The sequence below is a fragment of the Mesorhizobium sp. J8 genome (assembly GCF_016591715.1).
Taxonomy (GTDB): Bacteria; Pseudomonadota; Alphaproteobacteria; order Rhizobiales; family Rhizobiaceae; genus Mesorhizobium.
Window position 1 is genome coordinate 1 of sequence record NZ_AP024109.1, and the last position, 14,617, is coordinate 14,617.

The 14,617-nt window shown below is 65.3% G+C and carries 18 protein-coding genes; 10 read left to right on the forward strand and 8 right to left on the reverse strand.

Annotated elements, in window-relative coordinates:
- From MJ8_RS00005 to dnaQ, 5 genes are all read left to right on the forward strand, one after another.
- Positions 1 to 822 carry a pyruvate, water dikinase regulatory protein gene (locus MJ8_RS00005; RefSeq protein ID WP_201412507.1) on the forward strand — a complete coding sequence of 274 codons (822 nt, stop codon included), beginning with the start codon at positions 1 to 3 and terminating at the stop codon, positions 820 to 822.
- Between the two features lie 248 nt (positions 823 to 1,070).
- Positions 1,071 to 1,670, forward strand: a complete 600-nt coding sequence (locus MJ8_RS00010; protein ID WP_201412508.1) for a Maf-like protein — start codon at positions 1,071 to 1,073, stop codon at positions 1,668 to 1,670.
- Positions 1,663 to 2,499, forward strand: coding sequence for a shikimate dehydrogenase (locus MJ8_RS00015; RefSeq protein ID WP_201412509.1), 837 nt, complete (start codon positions 1,663 to 1,665; stop codon positions 2,497 to 2,499). The genes MJ8_RS00010 and MJ8_RS00015 overlap by 8 nt, the downstream gene beginning before the upstream one ends.
- Complete coding sequence (coaE, locus tag MJ8_RS00020) at positions 2,496 to 3,101, forward strand: dephospho-CoA kinase (protein ID WP_201412510.1); 606 nt, start codon at positions 2,496 to 2,498, stop codon at positions 3,099 to 3,101. Before MJ8_RS00015 ends, coaE begins: the two co-directional genes overlap by 4 nt.
- Positions 3,102 to 3,175: 74 nt before the next feature.
- Positions 3,176 to 3,880, forward strand: coding sequence for a DNA polymerase III subunit epsilon (gene dnaQ, locus MJ8_RS00025; protein WP_201412511.1), 705 nt, complete (start codon positions 3,176 to 3,178; stop codon positions 3,878 to 3,880).
- A gap of 259 nt (positions 3,881 to 4,139) precedes the next feature.
- Here the strand turns inward: dnaQ and secB are convergent, their stop codons facing one another.
- Together secB and MJ8_RS00035 are read right to left on the reverse strand one after the other, a co-directional pair.
- The gene (gene secB / locus MJ8_RS00030) at positions 4,140 to 4,643 is read right to left on the reverse strand and encodes a protein-export chaperone SecB (protein WP_201412512.1); all 504 of its coding nucleotides are present in this window, start codon (positions 4,641 to 4,643) and stop codon (positions 4,140 to 4,142) included.
- A gap of 249 nt (positions 4,644 to 4,892) precedes the next feature.
- Positions 4,893 to 5,387: an FxsA family protein gene (locus tag MJ8_RS00035; RefSeq protein WP_201412513.1), complete on the reverse strand. Its 495-nt coding sequence runs from the start codon at positions 5,385 to 5,387 to the stop codon at positions 4,893 to 4,895.
- Between the two features lie 204 nt (positions 5,388 to 5,591).
- Here MJ8_RS00035 and MJ8_RS00040 point away from each other — a divergent pair, with 204 nt between their 5' ends.
- The 4 genes from MJ8_RS00040 to MJ8_RS00055 are packed head-to-tail and all read left to right on the forward strand — an operon-like array spanning position 5,592 to position 8,314.
- The gene (locus MJ8_RS00040) at positions 5,592 to 6,299 is read left to right on the forward strand and encodes a Tim44/TimA family putative adaptor protein (RefSeq protein WP_201412514.1); all 708 of its coding nucleotides are present in this window, start codon (positions 5,592 to 5,594) and stop codon (positions 6,297 to 6,299) included.
- Between the two features lie 22 nt (positions 6,300 to 6,321).
- Positions 6,322 to 7,425, forward strand: coding sequence for a murein transglycosylase A (locus MJ8_RS00045; protein ID WP_201412515.1), 1,104 nt, complete (start codon positions 6,322 to 6,324; stop codon positions 7,423 to 7,425).
- Positions 7,422 to 7,946, forward strand: coding sequence for a Smr/MutS family protein (locus MJ8_RS00050; RefSeq protein ID WP_201412516.1), 525 nt, complete (start codon positions 7,422 to 7,424; stop codon positions 7,944 to 7,946). Before MJ8_RS00045 ends, MJ8_RS00050 begins: the two co-directional genes overlap by 4 nt.
- Positions 7,943 to 8,314 (forward strand): helix-turn-helix domain-containing protein, encoded by a 372-nt coding sequence (locus MJ8_RS00055; RefSeq protein ID WP_201412517.1) that lies wholly within the window; start codon positions 7,943 to 7,945, stop codon positions 8,312 to 8,314. The genes MJ8_RS00050 and MJ8_RS00055 overlap by 4 nt, the downstream gene beginning before the upstream one ends.
- A 170-nt stretch (positions 8,315 to 8,484) precedes the next feature.
- Here the strand turns inward: MJ8_RS00055 and MJ8_RS00060 are convergent, their stop codons facing one another.
- The 3 genes from MJ8_RS00060 to MJ8_RS00070 all read right to left on the reverse strand — a co-directional run bounded on the left by MJ8_RS00060 (position 8,485) and on the right by MJ8_RS00070 (position 11,300).
- Complete coding sequence (locus MJ8_RS00060; protein ID WP_201412518.1) at positions 8,485 to 9,102, reverse strand: transglutaminase-like cysteine peptidase; 618 nt, start codon at positions 9,100 to 9,102, stop codon at positions 8,485 to 8,487.
- A 262-nt stretch (positions 9,103 to 9,364) separates the two neighbouring features.
- Positions 9,365 to 10,642: a polyhydroxyalkanoate depolymerase gene (locus MJ8_RS00065; RefSeq protein WP_201412519.1), complete on the reverse strand. Its 1,278-nt coding sequence runs from the start codon at positions 10,640 to 10,642 to the stop codon at positions 9,365 to 9,367.
- 295 nt (positions 10,643 to 10,937) lie between these two features.
- Positions 10,938 to 11,300, reverse strand: coding sequence for a septal ring lytic transglycosylase RlpA family protein (locus tag MJ8_RS00070; RefSeq protein WP_201412520.1), 363 nt, complete (start codon positions 11,298 to 11,300; stop codon positions 10,938 to 10,940).
- Positions 11,301 to 11,609: 309 nt separating this feature from the next.
- Here MJ8_RS00070 and MJ8_RS00075 point away from each other — a divergent pair, with 309 nt between their 5' ends.
- Positions 11,610 to 11,795, forward strand: a complete 186-nt coding sequence (locus MJ8_RS00075) for a hypothetical protein (RefSeq protein WP_201412521.1) — start codon at positions 11,610 to 11,612, stop codon at positions 11,793 to 11,795.
- 37 nt (positions 11,796 to 11,832) lie between these two features.
- Here the strand turns inward: MJ8_RS00075 and MJ8_RS00080 are convergent, their stop codons facing one another.
- Genes MJ8_RS00080 through ssuD form a run of 3 tightly spaced genes read right to left on the reverse strand, consistent with a single transcriptional unit; the run spans position 11,833 to position 14,575 of the window.
- Positions 11,833 to 12,633: an ABC transporter ATP-binding protein gene (locus tag MJ8_RS00080; RefSeq protein ID WP_201412522.1), complete on the reverse strand. Its 801-nt coding sequence runs from the start codon at positions 12,631 to 12,633 to the stop codon at positions 11,833 to 11,835.
- Positions 12,634 to 12,641: 8 nt separating this feature from the next.
- Positions 12,642 to 13,421 carry an ABC transporter permease subunit gene (locus MJ8_RS00085; RefSeq protein WP_201412523.1) on the reverse strand — a complete coding sequence of 260 codons (780 nt, stop codon included), beginning with the start codon at positions 13,419 to 13,421 and terminating at the stop codon, positions 12,642 to 12,644.
- The gene (gene ssuD, locus MJ8_RS00090) at positions 13,418 to 14,575 is read right to left on the reverse strand and encodes an FMNH2-dependent alkanesulfonate monooxygenase (protein WP_201412524.1); all 1,158 of its coding nucleotides are present in this window, start codon (positions 14,573 to 14,575) and stop codon (positions 13,418 to 13,420) included. The genes MJ8_RS00085 and ssuD overlap by 4 nt, the downstream gene beginning before the upstream one ends.
- Between the last annotated feature and the right edge of the window lie 42 nt (positions 14,576 to 14,617).

A 14,617-nucleotide genomic window follows, 5' to 3' on the forward strand; every position in this document is an offset into this window, starting at 1 on the left:
GTGAACAAACCTCAGAGCTTCTTCCATCTGCACCTGATCTCCGACGCCACCGGCGAAACGCTGCTGGCGGCCGGCCGCGCCGCGTCCGCACAATACAAGGACGCGCGCGCCATCGAGCATATCTACCCGCTGATCCGCACCGAGAAGCAGGTCGCCAAGGTCTTCGAGGACATCGAGGAGGAGCCCGGCATCATCCTCTATACGGTCGTCGACCAGAAGCTCGCGCGCTCGATCGACGAGCGCTGCGCGGCCATGGGCCTGCCTTGCGTCTCGGTGCTGGAGCCGGTGCTTACCGTCTTCCAGTCCTATCTTGGCACGCCGGCCGGCCGCCGCGTCGGCGCTCAGCATGTGCTCGACGCCGAATATTTCCGCCGCATCGATGCCTTGAACTTCACCATGGAGCATGATGACGGCCAGCTACCGGCCAACATGGAGGATGCCGATATCGTGCTGATCGGCATCTCGCGCACCTCGAAGACGCCGACCTCGATCTATCTCGCCAATCGCGGCATCAAGACCGCCAACATCCCGATCGTGCTCGGCGTGCCGCTGCCCGAAAGCCTGATCGCCGCCAAGACCCCCTTGGTCGTCGGCCTGGTCGCCACGGCCGAACGCATCTCGCATGTGCGGCAGAATCGCATCCTCGGCAACAGCGCCGCCTTCGTGCCGACCGACTACGTCGACCGCGCCGCCATCAACGAGGAGCTCGCCTATGCCCGCCAGCTCTGCACGAAGCATGGCTGGCCGATGATCGACGTCAGCCGACGCTCCATCGAGGAAACGGCGGCGGCGATCGTTGCCCTGCGCGGGAAGACGCGGTAGGGCAAGCGATAGAAGTGAGCACTCCGTCCAGCACCCCTCATCCGTCCGAGCTTCGCTCGGCCACCTTCTCCCACAAGGGGAGAAGGGAAGTCCTGCGCCACCGCCGCAGCAAATCGCCGTCTGCTAGTATTTGCGGGACGCCGGCGCCGCGCTCTTCCTTCTCCCCTTGTGGGAGAAGGTGGATCGGCGCGATAGCGCCGAGACGGATGAGGGGTGCTGGACGGATCGCAACCGTTGGATGAACCATCATGCCCGAAAAGATCATCCTCGCCTCCGGCAGCCCATTCCGAAAAACCATGCTCGTCAATGCCGGGCTCGACATCGAGGCGATGCCGGCAAATGTCGACGAGCGCGCGCTCGAGGCTCCGCTGAAGGACAGCGGCGCCTCGCCGGAGGATGTCGCCTCGATCCTGGCCGAGGCCAAGGCGACCGAGGTCAGCGAGCGCAAGCCGGGCGCCCTGGTGCTCGGCTGCGACCAGACCCTGTCGCTGGGCGACGAGATTTTTCACAAGCCGGCCGACATGGAAGGCGCGCGGAGGCATCTCCTGGCCCTCTCCGGCAAGACGCATCAGTTGAACAGCGCCGCCGTGCTCTGCCGCGACGGCGAGGTGCTGTGGCGCCATGTCGGCGTCGCCAGCCTCACCATGCGCAAGCTCGACCCCGCCTTCATAGGCCGGCACCTGGCGCGCGTCGGCGCCAAGGCGCTCTCCAGCGTCGGCGCCTACCAGATCGAGGGCGAAGGCATTCAGCTGTTCGAGAAGATCGAGGGCGACTATTTCACCATCGTCGGCCTGCCGCTGCTGCCGGTGCTGAAGGAGCTGCGCGCATTGGGAGCCATCGATGGCTGAGAAAAAGGCCTTCGTCACCGGACATCCGATCGCCCATTCGCGCTCGCCGAAGATCCACGGTTATTGGCTCCAGCAATACGGCATCGACGGCAGCTACCGGGCGATCGACGTCGCGCCGGCGGATTTCGCCGCGTTCCTGACATCTCTCGGCGAACAAGGCTACCGCGGCGGCAATGTCACCATTCCGCACAAGGAAGCCGCTTTCGCCGGCGTCGCGCGCCGGGACCATGCGGCCGATGAAATCGGCGCCGTCAACACATTGTGGTTCGAGGACGGCGTTCTCTGGGGCGGCAACACCGACGGCTACGGCTTCGCCGCCAACCTGGACGACCATGCGCCCGGCTGGGCTGTCAACGGGCCGGCCGTGGTCCTGGGCGCCGGCGGCGCCTCCCGCGCGGTCATCCATGCGCTGAAGGAGCGTGGCGTCAAGGATATCCGTGTCGTCAATCGGACGCTGGCAAGGGCCGAGGAACTCAGCCGCCATTTCGGCCCCGGTGTCTCGGCGCATGGGGCGGGCGCGGTCGGCGAACTGCTTGCCGATGCCGGCCTGCTCGTCAACACCACGGCGCTCGGCATGCATGGCGATGCGACGCTCTCCGCCGATCCGGCCGGCTTGCCGGACCGCGCCATTGTCACCGACATCGTCTATGTGCCGCTGCAGACGCCTTTGCTCGCCGCCGCCAGGGCACGCGCCCTGAAGACGGTCGATGGGCTCGGCATGCTGCTGCATCAGGCCGTGCCCGGCTTCGAACGCTGGTTCGGCAGGAAACCGGACGTCACGCAGGAATTGCGGCGTATGATCGTCACCGACATCGAGGGCCGTCGATGATCGTGCTCGGCCTCACCGGATCGATCGGCATGGGCAAGTCCGCCACGGCCAAGATGTTCGCTGAGGCCGGCGTGCCGGTGCATGATTCGGACGAGACGGTGCATCGCCTTTATTCCGGCATGGCGGCGCCTCTGGTCGAGGCCGCATTCCCGGGCACGACTGAGGCGGGCGTGGTCGACCGCGTGAAGCTGGCGGGCCAAGTGCTTGGCGATCCGGCCGCGCTGAAACAGCTCGAGGCGATCATCCATCCGCTGGTGCGCGCCGACGCCGATGCGTTTCTGGCGAGGCACCGCGCCGCCGGCGCGCCGCTCGCCGTGCTCGACATCCCGCTTTTGTTCGAAACCGGCGGCCGCAACCGCGTCGACAAGGTCGTGGTCGTCACCGCCTCGCCCGAGATCCAGCGCGAGCGCGTGCTGGCGAGGCCCGGCATGAGCGAGGAAAAATTTGCCTCGATCCTTGCCAGGCAGGTGCCCGACGCCGAGAAGCGCCGCCACGCCGATTTCATCATCGACACCGGGCACGGCTTCGAGGCGGCGCGTCAGGCGGTCGGGGCCGTCATCGGCGAATTGACGGGGGATAAGTCTGGCCGCGATGGCTCCTGACGTCGGCTGACAGCAGTCCCCATTGCCATTTTGTTCTGGTTTGTGATTCTGCTCCCTGGAGCGGATTGATTCGCATGCGTGAGATCATCTTCGATACGGAAACCACCGGCCTCGATTTGCGCGAAGACCGCATCATCGAGCTCGGCGGCGTCGAGCTGGTCAACCGTTTCCCGACCGGCCGCACCTTTCACAAATTCATCAATCCGCAAGGTCGCGCCATCCACGCCGAGGCGCAGGCCGTGCACGGCATCAGCGCCGCCGATCTGGTCGGCAAGCCGACCTTCGCCGAAATCGCCCAGGAATGGCTGGACTTCACCGATGGCGCCAAGCTGATCGCGCACAACGCCACCTTCGACCTCGGCTTTCTCAATCTCGAATACAGCCGTCTCGGTCACCCATCCATCGACCCCGGCCGCATCATCGACACGCTGGCGCTCGCGCGCCGGAAGCATCCGATGGGCCCGAACTCGCTCGATGCGCTCTGCCGGCGCTACGGCATCGACAACACCCGCCGCACCAAGCACGGCGCGCTGCTCGACTCCGAATTGCTGGCCGAGGTCTATATCGAGCTCATCGGCGGCAAGCAGGCGGCACTGGTTCTGGAAACCGTGGCGGTGCAGATGAACGGCGCCGGCGAGGTGGCCGATATCGACATCTCCATCGGCGCCCGGCCCATCGCCCTGCCGCCGCGGCTCACCGAAGCGGACCGCGCGGCGCATGCCGGGCTGGTTTCGACGCTGGGTGAAAAGGCGCTATGGCTCAAGGTGGCGGTGGGGTGAGCGGGCTAGTCGCGTAGGCAGCGATCCTTCGCGCCCCCCTCTGCCCTACCGGGCATCTCCCCCACAAGGGGGAGATTAGCAGTTTCGGCGCCCCGCTCATTCTGCAACGTTCGTGATTGGCGAAAGCCGGCGTGACATCGATCTCCCCCCTTGTGGGGGAGATGGCCGGCAGGCCAGAGGGGGGCGCTGTCCCGCCAGCATCTCCAACAAAAAAAGCCCGGCACGAAGCCGGGCTCTTCATTCGCTAAAGCGAATCTTCTCAGCTCACCTGGACCTTGCTGGCCGCAGCCTGGTCCTCGGCAATCCTCTGCTGGAACATCTGCGCGAAATCGATCGGATCGAGCATCAGCGGCGGGAAGCCGCCATTGCGGGTGGCATCGGCGATGATCTGGCGCGCGAAGGGGAACAGCAGGCGCGGGCATTCGATGAAGAGCAGCGGCAGCATGTGCTCCTGCGGGAAGCCCGAGATGGCGAAGACGCCGCCATAGATCAGCTCGACATTGAACAGCACTTCCTGGTCGAAGGACGCCTTGGCGTTCAGCGTCAGGTTGACGTCGAACTGCTTGTCCGAAAGCGGGTTGGCGTTGACGTTGACGTTGATGGCGATGCCGGGAGCCTTGTCGCGGCCACGCAGCGAGTTCGGCGCGCCGGGGCTTTCGAAAGACAGGTCCTTCACATATTGCGCAAGCACATTGAGCGAGGGCTGGTTCTGGGTGCCGTTGCCGTTGGCGGCGCCGGTCGCGGCGTCATCGTTGCTGGCCATGAGCCTTAAGTCCTTTTGCCTGGGCAGCATTGCTGACCGGATTGAAATCGCGGGTTCGCTACCATGGCCTGCCGGACAAAACAAGTTTTGCCGCCTTGGCCGGCAGAAGGAACGGGACGGCGCAAACGCTGGGGATTTATCGAAGCCGCCCCAACCTGACGATCGCGATGAGCGTTCCGGCCAATTTCCACCGTATGCAGCCTGCCAACGCAAACATAGCCGGCCGGTCAAAAACCCGGTGCAGTGCCGCTAATCGTTCTTCAGCCGCCGCCAGGGCGAATTGTGGTCCGGTCGGTTCGGGTAATCGTCGCGCGAATAGTCGCTGTCGTCGAGGTCGATGACGGTGTCGCGCCGGCGCGCCGAAAAGCCGCTCGAGAAGCTGGTCGCCATGACGATGCGGTTCTTGAGCAGGCGCCAGGCGAAGTCGCGCACTGGCGGCAGAAGCAGAAGAATGGCGAAGATGTCGGTGATGAAGCCCGGGATGATCAAAAGGATGGCGGCCAGCACGATCATCGCGCCATGCGCGAGCTGGCCGCTGGGGTCGCGTCCGGCATCCATTTCCCTGCGCACCCGCGTCATGACGCCGAAACCCTGATGCCGAAGCAGCAGGCTGCCGGCGACGCTGGACAGGATGACCAGCCCGACCGTCGCCAGGGCGCCGATTTCGCGGCCGACGACGACGAAGCCGGCGATCTCCAGCAGCGGCAGCAGGAGCAGGAACAGCGGAATGAAGGAAATGCGCAAAGTCTCGACCGATCGCTTTCTTCTTTTGCGGCGCCCGCGGACAATCGCCGCTGGCCTTGGCGCCTTTAGATAGGTATGGCTGCCTTTGATTTGAATGATAGCGCCTGCCGTTCTATATGCTTTGGGTGTTGAACGCTATGCGACCGCGATCCCCGAGGGGTTTACGCCGGTCCGGCAAGGACAGGGATCGAGTTGGCGGAAAATATGGGTTTCTTCGACTTCGGCACGATTTTCTTTTTGATTGCGGCGGTTGTGATCTTTTTCCAGCTGCGCAACGTGCTCGGACGTCGCACCGGAAACGAGCGCCCGCCCTTCGACCCCTATTCGGCAAGCCGCACGCGCGAGGCTGACGCGGCGCAGAAGCCGGAAAACGTGGTGTCGCTGCCGCGCAAGCGCGCGCCGGGCGAACCTTCGGCCGAGACCTATGCCGCGATCGACGCCTTCGCCAAGCCGGACACCGATCTGAACAAAGGCCTGCGCGCGATCAAGGACAACGATCCGTCCTTCGATCCCAAGACCTTCGTCGACGGCGCCAAGATGGCCTATGAGATGATCGTCATGGCCTATGCCGACGGCGACCGTAAGACGCTGAAGAATCTTCTATCGCGCGAAGTCTATGACGGCTTCGTCGCCGCGATCGGCGAACGCGAGGCGAAGTCGGAGAAGATCCAATCCTCCTTCGTCGGCATCGACAAGGCCGACATCGTCGCCGCGGAGATGAAGGGCTCGGAAGCGCATATCACGCTGCGCGTCGTCTCCGAGCTGATCTCGGCGACCCGCGACAAGGCTGGTGCCGTCATCGACGGCGATCCCGAGACGGTGGCCGAGGTCAAGGATGTCTGGACCTTCGCCCGCGACACCCGCTCGCGCGACCCGAACTGGAAGCTGGTCGCCACCGAAGAAGAAGATTGAGCTTAAGCGGCGAGGCTCGGTCGTGCCGCTATCTTCCGTATTCACTGCAAAATCCTACAGCGACCTTCCGGGCTGGGATGAGGATGATCATCTCGCCGCCTTCGCCGCGTTTCGCCGCTCGGCTTGCCACGCGCCGGTAAAGCCTTACCGCACCGGATCGCTCGGCATCGATTTCAATGCCTTTGCCGAGGCTTACGCCGAAGCGCGCGCCGTTTCGGCGCCGGACAGGCCGCAAGCGCGGTCCTTCTTCGAACGGCATTTCGTGCCGATGCTGGTGAGGGCCGACAACGGCGCGGGTCTCGTGACCGGCTTTTACGAACCCGAGGTCGAGGCCTCGCCGGTCAGGACCGAGCGGTTCACCGTGCCGTTGCTGTCCCGCCCCGCCGACCTGATCGACATCGACGACGACAACCGGGTGGCCGGCATGGATCCTTATCTGGCCTTTGCCCGCCGGACGGATGAGGGTCCGGTCGAATATTTCGACCGCGGCGAAATCGAGCGCGGCGCGCTCGCCGACCAGAACCTCGAAATCGCCTGGCTCGCCGAAAAGGTCGATGCCTTCTTCATCCATGTGCAGGGCGCGGCGCGCCTGAAGATGACCGACGGCAGGCTCATCCGCGTCACCTATGCCGCGAAATCGGGCCAGCGCTTCACCGGGCCGGGCAAGATCCTGAGCGAGTTCGGCGAAATCCCGTTGGAAAGGGTGACGATGCAGTCCATCCGCGCCTGGTTCAAGGCGCATCCGGACCGCGTCGACGAGATCCTGTGGCAAAACCGCTCCTATATCTTCTTCCGCGAGGCCGCGGTCGACGACGCGGCGCTTGGGCCGATCGCCGCCGCCAAGGTGCCGCTGACGCCGGGGCGTTCGGTGGCGGTCGATCGCCTGCTGCACACTTTCGGTTCGCCTTTCTACATCGACGCGCCGACGCTCACCGCCTTCGATCAAAAACCGTTCCGGCGGCTGATGATCGCGCAGGACACCGGCTCGGCCATCACCGGACCGGCGCGCGGCGACCTCTTCGCCGGCTCGGGCGACGTGGCCGGCGAGATCGCCGGCGTGGTCCGCAACGCCGCCGACTTTTATGCGCTGGTGCCGCGCGCGCTTCTGGATGGAGCGACAAGGTGAGCCGCCGCGACGACCATCTCAGCGACGACGACCGCATCCTGTGGAACCTTGTGGCGCGTTCCGCCCGGCCGCTGAAAGGCAAGACCGCCGTCGAGATCCCCGATATCGTCGAGCCCAGGCCCGAGCCGCCGCGGCCAGCCGCCAATGGCGTTCCGGCCGCGGCCACCAAGCCGAAGACGCCGCATGTGGCGCATTCGCTCGACGACCAGACGCTGCACAAGTTGAAGAAGGGCCGGCTGCCGATCGAAGGCCGCGTCGACCTGCACGGCATGACACAGGACGAAGCCTATTCGCTGCTGCTCACCTTCCTCAACCGCGCGCATGCCGGCGGCATCCGCTATGTGCTGATCATCACCGGCAAGGGTTCGTCCTCGGGCGGTGACGGCATCCTGCGCCGCGCCGTGCCGGCCTGGCTGTCGACGCCCGCCTTCCGGCATCTCGTCTCCAGCCACGATCACGCCGCCCGCAACCATGGCGGTTCCGGCGCGCTCTATGTCCGGCTGCGGCGGACGCGTTCATGACCCCGTTCGGCGAGAAGCTCAGGGCGCTGCGCGCCGAGCGCGGCGTCAGCCAGAAGGCGATGGCCGAGGCGATCGGCGTCAGCGCCGCCTATCTGTCGGCGCTCGAGCACGGCCGCCGCGGCGCGCCGACCTGGACGCTGATCCAGAAGATCATCGGCTATTTCAACATCATCTGGGACGATGCCGAGGACCTTGCCCGCCTCGCCGAAAGCTCGCATCCCAGGGTCAGGATCGACACGTCCGGCCTGTCGCCGGCGGCGACCGAGCTGGCCAATCTGCTCGCCGAAAGCATCGAGAGGCTGGACGAGGCGGAATTGCGCAAGATCACGGCGTTGGTCCGGGCTGCGCTCCGCGGGCACGGTCGGTAAACGGCAATTGGCAACGTCGGCGCTGCTCCCGCATCCGGCGCTCCGCGGCCCCCTTCTTCCCGTCGGGGAGAAGAGGATGGCGCGCCAGCGCCGGCCATCTCCTCTCCCCTCGGGGAGAGGTCAGCCGAGCGAAGCGAAGGCTGAGTGAGGGAAGCGCCGACGTCCGAAGCCTACTGCACCGAGCCGACCAGCACCGCCTGGCCGTCGCGGATCGAGACCCAGCGTCCGGTGTTGTCGATCGCCTGGCGCTTGAGGAAGCGGTAGCCGGTCGCGTCCCAGGCTTTGACCTTGTCGGTCAGGTTGTCGAGCACGTAGTCACCCTTGTCGGTGCGCACCGTCAGCACCGAATGGCCCTCGCCATCGGGCTTGCGCACGACGGTGATCAAAAGGTCGGCCAGCGACATGCCAAGCCGGTAGAGCTGACGCCGCTTTTCCAGCACATAGTCCTCGCAATCGCCATAGCCGTCATCCGGATAGGCCCAGACTTCGTCCTTGCCGTAGTGATCGAGGTCGCTCATCGGCTTGACGGCGGCATTCACCTTGGCGGTCACGTTGATCAGCCGACGCCACAAACTATCCGTCATCCTGGCCGGCTCGAGATCGACCGGATGGATGTTGCATTCGCTGGGATTCGACTTGCAGAAATCATAATGGCCGATCGGCTGCGACGTTAGGCCGCCCGTGGTCATGGCGCCTGCCGCCCAGGCCGGCACTGCCCAATGCGCAGAGATCGCCAATCCTGCGGCTGCACACAAACGCAGAATCCGCGTCATTGCTGAGGAAGTCATTGCCCCCGCCCTGTTCTTTATTAACGAAACGTTAAGGGCGATTTACAGTCCGTGTCAATTAGAGACGACGGTCCGTTTGACGGCATGGTTACCTGGACGATCCCGTAGCGGCACTTTCGCAACAGAGGCATGGGCGCAACACCGAGGGCCGCTAGCGCGATTCCAGGAAAAGTGCGCCACCGTCTGGAATTGCGCAAAACGAGGAGATAGAGCGGTTCGCCGTTTCCGTGAAACGCGTTAGGCAGCAAGGAGCTTGCGCCTTTCAGCCTTTTGCGGAACGGACCAGCTTTGGCTTTGCCGCCACCCGGTTCTGGCGCCCATAGCTGGAAACGAAGTCGACGATGCGCGGCACGATTTCCGAGCGGAAGCGCGAGCCGTTGAAGACGCCGTAATGGCCCACGGCCGGCTGCATGTAGTGCGCATGTCTGTCGGCCGGGAGGTTGACGCACAGCTCATGCGCGGCCTGGGTCTGGCCGAGACCGGAAATGTCGTCGTTCTCGCCCTCGATGGTCAGCAGCGCTACGTTGCGGATCGCAGTGCAATCGACCGGCTCGCCGCGATGCGTCATCTCGCCTTTCGGCAGGGCGTGGCGCACGAACACGGTGTCGACCGTCTGCAAATAGAATTCCGCCGTCAGGTCCATCACCGCCAGGTATTCGTCGTAGAAGTCGCGATGCTTCTCGGCGCTGTCGCCGTCGTTTTTCACAAGGTGCATGAAGAAGTCCTTGTGGGCGATGATGTGGCGGTCGAGATTCATGCTCATGAAGCCCGAAAGCTGCAGGAAGCCCGGATAGACCTCGCGGCCGAATCCCGGCACCGGCCACGGCGCCTGCATGATGACATTGTCGCGGAACCAGTCGATGCCCTTCTCCTCGGCCAGAAGATTGACCGCGGTCGGGTTGCGCCGGGTGTCGACCGGGCCGCCCATCAGCGTCATGGTCGAGGGCACGAAGGGATCGCCGCGCTTCTCCATCACCGCCACCGCCGCCAGCACCGGCACCGAAGGCTGGCACACGGCCATCACATGCGTGTCGGGGCCAAGCGCGTGGAACATCTCGATGACGTAGTCGATATAGTCATCGAGATCGAAAGTGCCTTGCGAGACCGGCACCATGCGGGCGTCGACCCAGTCGGTGATGTGCACGTCGGCATAAGGCAGCATCGCCTCGACCGTGCCGCGCAGCAGCGTCGCGTAGTGGCCCGACATCGGCGCCACGATCAGAAGCTTCGGATCGGGTTTGCGGCCGGCGGGCAGCGCGCGCTCGAAACGGATGAGATTGCAGAAGGGTTTCGACCAGATCGTCTTTTCCGTGACGGCGACGCTCTTCCAATCGACCACGGTCTTGTCCAGGCCGAATTGCGGCTTGCCGTAGCGACGCGTGGTGCGCTCGAAGAGCTCGGCGGTTGCGGCGACCGAGCGGCCGAAGGGCGTGTGGGAAATCGGATTGAGCGGATTGGAGTAGAAGAGCCGCACCGCGTCGGCATAGAGGCGCGCGGGCTGCAGCGCCGCATGGTTCATTTCGTAGAGCTGGTAGAACATCGCGAACCCCGCTGCCGTCCGAAGACCAAAAGGACGACGGACAGCGCCGAGCCTTGAATGTCTCCCGGCGAGGTTAACAAGATATTGTTGCGATGCAATACGTCATTTTGTCTGACGAATGCATCTTTGGTCCAACCTGTTGAAAATCAGCCTTGGGCGGCGGAGCCGGCTCAATGTGCGCTGCGGCAATGTGAAGGATATGTGTCCGACCCCTCATGCCGGACACCGGCCACGATCCGGAACCCTTGAGGTTGGCATCGGATCGTGGTGCGACGGCTGGTTCCCGTGCAGCGTATCAGACGCGCGCCATGCAGACCGCGGTGTGGCCCGAACCGATGAAACCGAGCTGGCTGGCGGCGCCGCGGGAGAGATCCAGCATGCGTCCCCTCACGAACGGACCGCGATCGTTGATGCGGACGACGACGCTGCGGCCGTTGTTCTTGTTGGTGACCCTGAGCTTGGTGCCGAAGGGGAGCGAGCGGTGGGCGGCGGTCAGCGCCGATGGGTTCATGCGTTCTCCCGAGGCGGTTCTGGAATGCAGCGCATACCAGGAAGCGCGGCCGCACTGCGCGGCGGCCGAGGAGGCGGACGACGCGCCGGCCATCAGGCCAGCCGCGATCGTTACCGCGACGAGCGCGGTCTGGTTGGTTTTCTTCATGCTTTGGGGGAGGCTCCGTTGATCGAATAGCCCCGCCTAGGTGCCGAATGAGGCGGGAAATGCGGCAGCCTTCTGGCGGTTCCATGGCGACGGCACACGTTTGGAGTCACCGCGAAACAGTTTGTCATGCTATTTCTGGAGCCGGAGAGGCGTATTCTTCATGAATATCGGACCGGCATCCGGGACGTTCCGGGCAAGATCGGTCCCTCAGGATTTGCAGTACAGGGGAACCGGACTGTTTCGATTCCTCAGTGTCTTTTGTTGCGTCACGTCGCCGTGCAGGATCGACTTTTGGAGAGGGTCCAACCGATGCGATTGATCAGGTTTGTGCTGGCGCTGATCGTGCTGGCTCTCGGCGCGCTGTGGTCGCTGCAAGGCCTCGGCCTCGTCAAGGGCAGCTTCATGACCGGCCAGACGCAATGGCTCTATATCGGCCTCGTCACCATGCTGGTCGGCGTGGTCGGGCTGCGCTGGGCGAACCGCTCGCGCATCTGACCTTGCGCGCGTGATCTTGTGATCTAGCGCTGCGCGCTCAAGCCCGGCCGAACAGATGGTCCAGGATGGCGCCTTCGATTTGGGCAAGCTCGGCCGAGCCGTGCCGTCGCGGCCGGGCCACCGGCACGGCAAGGTCGAGAGCGATCTTGCCGGCGCCGATCACGACAACGCGGTCGGCGAGCGCGACAGCTTCGCCGACATCATGTGTCACCAGCACGGCGGCGAACTTCTGGTCGAGCCATATGCGTTCCAGAAGCTGCTGCATCTCGATGCGGGTCAGGGCGTCGAGCGCGCCGAGCGGCTCGTCCAGCGCCAGGATCTCCGGTTGGCCGACCAGGGCGCGCGCAAGCGCCACGCGCTGCTTCTGGCCGCCCGACAGCACTGACGGCCACTCGTCGGCGCGATCGACGAGCCCGACCTTGTCCAGCATGGCAAGCGCCCGCTGCCTGGCCTCGGTGCCGCCGGCGATGCCGGTCAGCCCGATCTCGACATTCTTCACCACGCTCATCCAGGGCAGGAGCCGCGGTTCCTGGAACATGAAGCGCGTGCGGCTGTCGCCTTCCTCGTCTGAGAGGGTCAGCGAACCGCTGCTCGGGCGGTCGAGCCCGGCCAGCAGCCGAAGCAGCGTGCTCTTGCCGCAGCCGCTCTTGCCGATGACGGCGAGGAATTGTCCGGCCCGCACGTCGAGGCTGATGCCGTCGAGCACGATCTTGTCGCCGAAAGATTTCCGGACGTCCTTGAAGGCGAAGGCCCGGCGGCCCTCGACGGAGCCGATCGTGCGGCTGGTCGCCGGCGTGGCGACGAGGGAGCGCGCTGCGGTGAGGGTGGCGGCCGGCATCTTTGTCCTCAGCCCTTCTGGAACGCTGGATGCCAGCCGAGCGACAGCCGCTCGAGCAGACGGGCCAGGCTGTCGGCGAGCTTGCCGAGCAGCGCGTAGATCAGGATCGACAGCACCACGACATCGATCAGCAGGAACTCGCGCGCCTGCATGGCCATGTAGCCGAGGCCTGAGCTGGCCGAGATCGTCTCGGCGACGATCAGGGTCAGCCACATGATGCCCAGCGCATAGCGCAGGCCGACGAAGATCGAGGGCAGCGCGCCGGGCAGGATCACGCGGAAGAACAAGGCGCGCCGGTCGAGCCCGTAGACGCGGCCCATCTCGACCAGCTGCGGATCGACGCCCTGGATGCCGAGCAGCGTGTTGACATAGATCGGAAAGAACACGCCGAGCGCCACCAGGAAGAGTTTTGCTTCCTCGTCGATGCCGAACCACAGGATGACCAGCGGGATCAGCGCCAGATGCGGTATGTTGCGGATCATCTGCAGCGTCGTGTCGGTCAGCCCGCGGCTGAGCCGCGACAATCCGTTGGCAAGGCCGAGCGCGAAGCCGATCGAGCCGCCTATGGCGAAGCCGGACAGCGCGCGCAGGGTGGAGACGCCGATGTTACGGATCAGCTCGCCGGAGAGGGTCAGCCGCCAGAAGGCCTCGGCCACGGCACTCGGCGCCGGCAGCACATTGGCCGGGATCAGGCCCGCGCGGCTGGCGATCTCCCAGCCTGCGATGATTGCCGCCGGCAGCAACCAGCCGGCCGCGCCGTTGCGGGCAAGGCGCGTGGCCAGGCTCACGACGCCGCCTGCAGGCGGCCGGCGCCGTGGAAGCCGACCGAGAATTCGTTGGCGATGTCCTTGTGCGCCTTGAGCCGGCTGGTGCCGAGACCGAGGCTGGGGAACAGGAGCTCGGCGACCCGGTAGGCCTCCTCGAGATGCGGGTAGCCCGAGCCGATGATGGTGTCGATGCCGATAGCCTGGTATTCGCGGATGCGCTCGACGATCTGCTCCGGCATACCGACCAGCGCCGTGCCGGCACCGCCGCGCACCAGGCCGACGCCGGCCCAAAGATTCGGCGAGACGACGAGCCGGTCGCGCCGGCCGCCATGCAGCTCGGCCATGCGCCGCTGCCCGACCGAATCCATCTCCTTGAGGAAGCGCGCCTGCGCATTCTCGATCTGCGCGTCGGTGACATGGCTGATCAGCCGTTCGGCGGCGCGCCAGGCCTCGTCCTCGGTCTCGCGCACGATGAAATGCAGGCGGATGCCGAACCGCAGCTTGCGGCCCCGCCGCGCCGCCTTCTCGCGCGCCGAGGCGATCTTGCCGGCCACTTGCGCCGGCGGCTCGCCCCAGGTGAGATACATGTCGACGAGGTCGGCCGCGAGCTGCTGGCCGGCCTCGGAGGAGCCGCCGAAATAAAGCGGCGGCCGCTCCTGCAGCGGCAACAGATCGAGCCGGCCGTTCTCGACGTGGTAATATCTGCCTTCGAAATTCACCCGCTCGCCCGAGACCAGGCCGCGCCAGATGGCGAGGAATTCCTGCGCCTGCGCGTAGCGCTCGTCATGCGGCAGGAACACGCCGTCGCCGGCAAGCTCGGTCGGGTTGCCGCCGACCACGACATTGAGCAGCAGGCGGCCGTTGCTCAGCCGGTCGAGCGCCGCGGTCTGGCGCGCCGCGAAGGTCGGCAGCGTCACGCCGGGCCTCAGCGCGACCAGGAATTTCAGCCTCTCGGTCAACGTCGCGAGGCCGGTGGCGGTGATCCAGGAATCCTCGCAGTTCTGCCCGGTGGGCAACAGCACGCCGGGGAAGCCCAGCCGGTCGACCGCCTGCGCGATCTCCTTGAAGTAGCCGAATTCGGGCGGACGCTGCTGCTTCTCGGTGCCGAGATAGGAGCCGTCGCCATGTGTGGGGATGAACCAGAAGAAATCGAGCGGGCTTGATGATGCGGTCATGGCTGGCACTCGGGGTAAAGACGGTCGCAAACAAGGCGGCGC

Coding starts and splice junctions, on each gene's coding strand:
- MJ8_RS00010 (WP_201412508.1), top strand. CDS start 1,071: ATGCCCGAAAAGATCATCCTCGCCTCCGGCAGCCCATTCCGAAAAACC.
- MJ8_RS00015 (WP_201412509.1), top strand. CDS start 1,663: ATGGCTGAGAAAAAGGCCTTCGTCACCGGACATCCGATCGCCCATTCG.
- coaE (WP_201412510.1), top strand. CDS start 2,496: ATGATCGTGCTCGGCCTCACCGGATCGATCGGCATGGGCAAGTCCGCC.
- dnaQ (WP_201412511.1), top strand. CDS start 3,176: ATGCGTGAGATCATCTTCGATACGGAAACCACCGGCCTCGATTTGCGC.
- secB (WP_201412512.1), bottom strand. CDS start 4,643: ATGGCCAGCAACGATGACGCCGCGACCGGCGCCGCCAACGGCAACGGC.
- MJ8_RS00040 (WP_201412514.1), top strand. CDS start 5,592: ATGGGTTTCTTCGACTTCGGCACGATTTTCTTTTTGATTGCGGCGGTT.
- MJ8_RS00055 (WP_201412517.1), top strand. CDS start 7,943: ATGACCCCGTTCGGCGAGAAGCTCAGGGCGCTGCGCGCCGAGCGCGGC.
- MJ8_RS00060 (WP_201412518.1), bottom strand. CDS start 9,102: ATGACTTCCTCAGCAATGACGCGGATTCTGCGTTTGTGTGCAGCCGCA.
- MJ8_RS00065 (WP_201412519.1), bottom strand. CDS start 10,642: ATGTTCTACCAGCTCTACGAAATGAACCATGCGGCGCTGCAGCCCGCG.
- MJ8_RS00070 (WP_201412520.1), bottom strand. CDS start 11,300: ATGAAGAAAACCAACCAGACCGCGCTCGTCGCGGTAACGATCGCGGCT.
- MJ8_RS00075 (WP_201412521.1), top strand. CDS start 11,610: ATGCGATTGATCAGGTTTGTGCTGGCGCTGATCGTGCTGGCTCTCGGC.
- MJ8_RS00080 (WP_201412522.1), bottom strand. CDS start 12,633: ATGCCGGCCGCCACCCTCACCGCAGCGCGCTCCCTCGTCGCCACGCCG.
- ssuD (WP_201412524.1), bottom strand. CDS start 14,575: ATGACCGCATCATCAAGCCCGCTCGATTTCTTCTGGTTCATCCCCACA.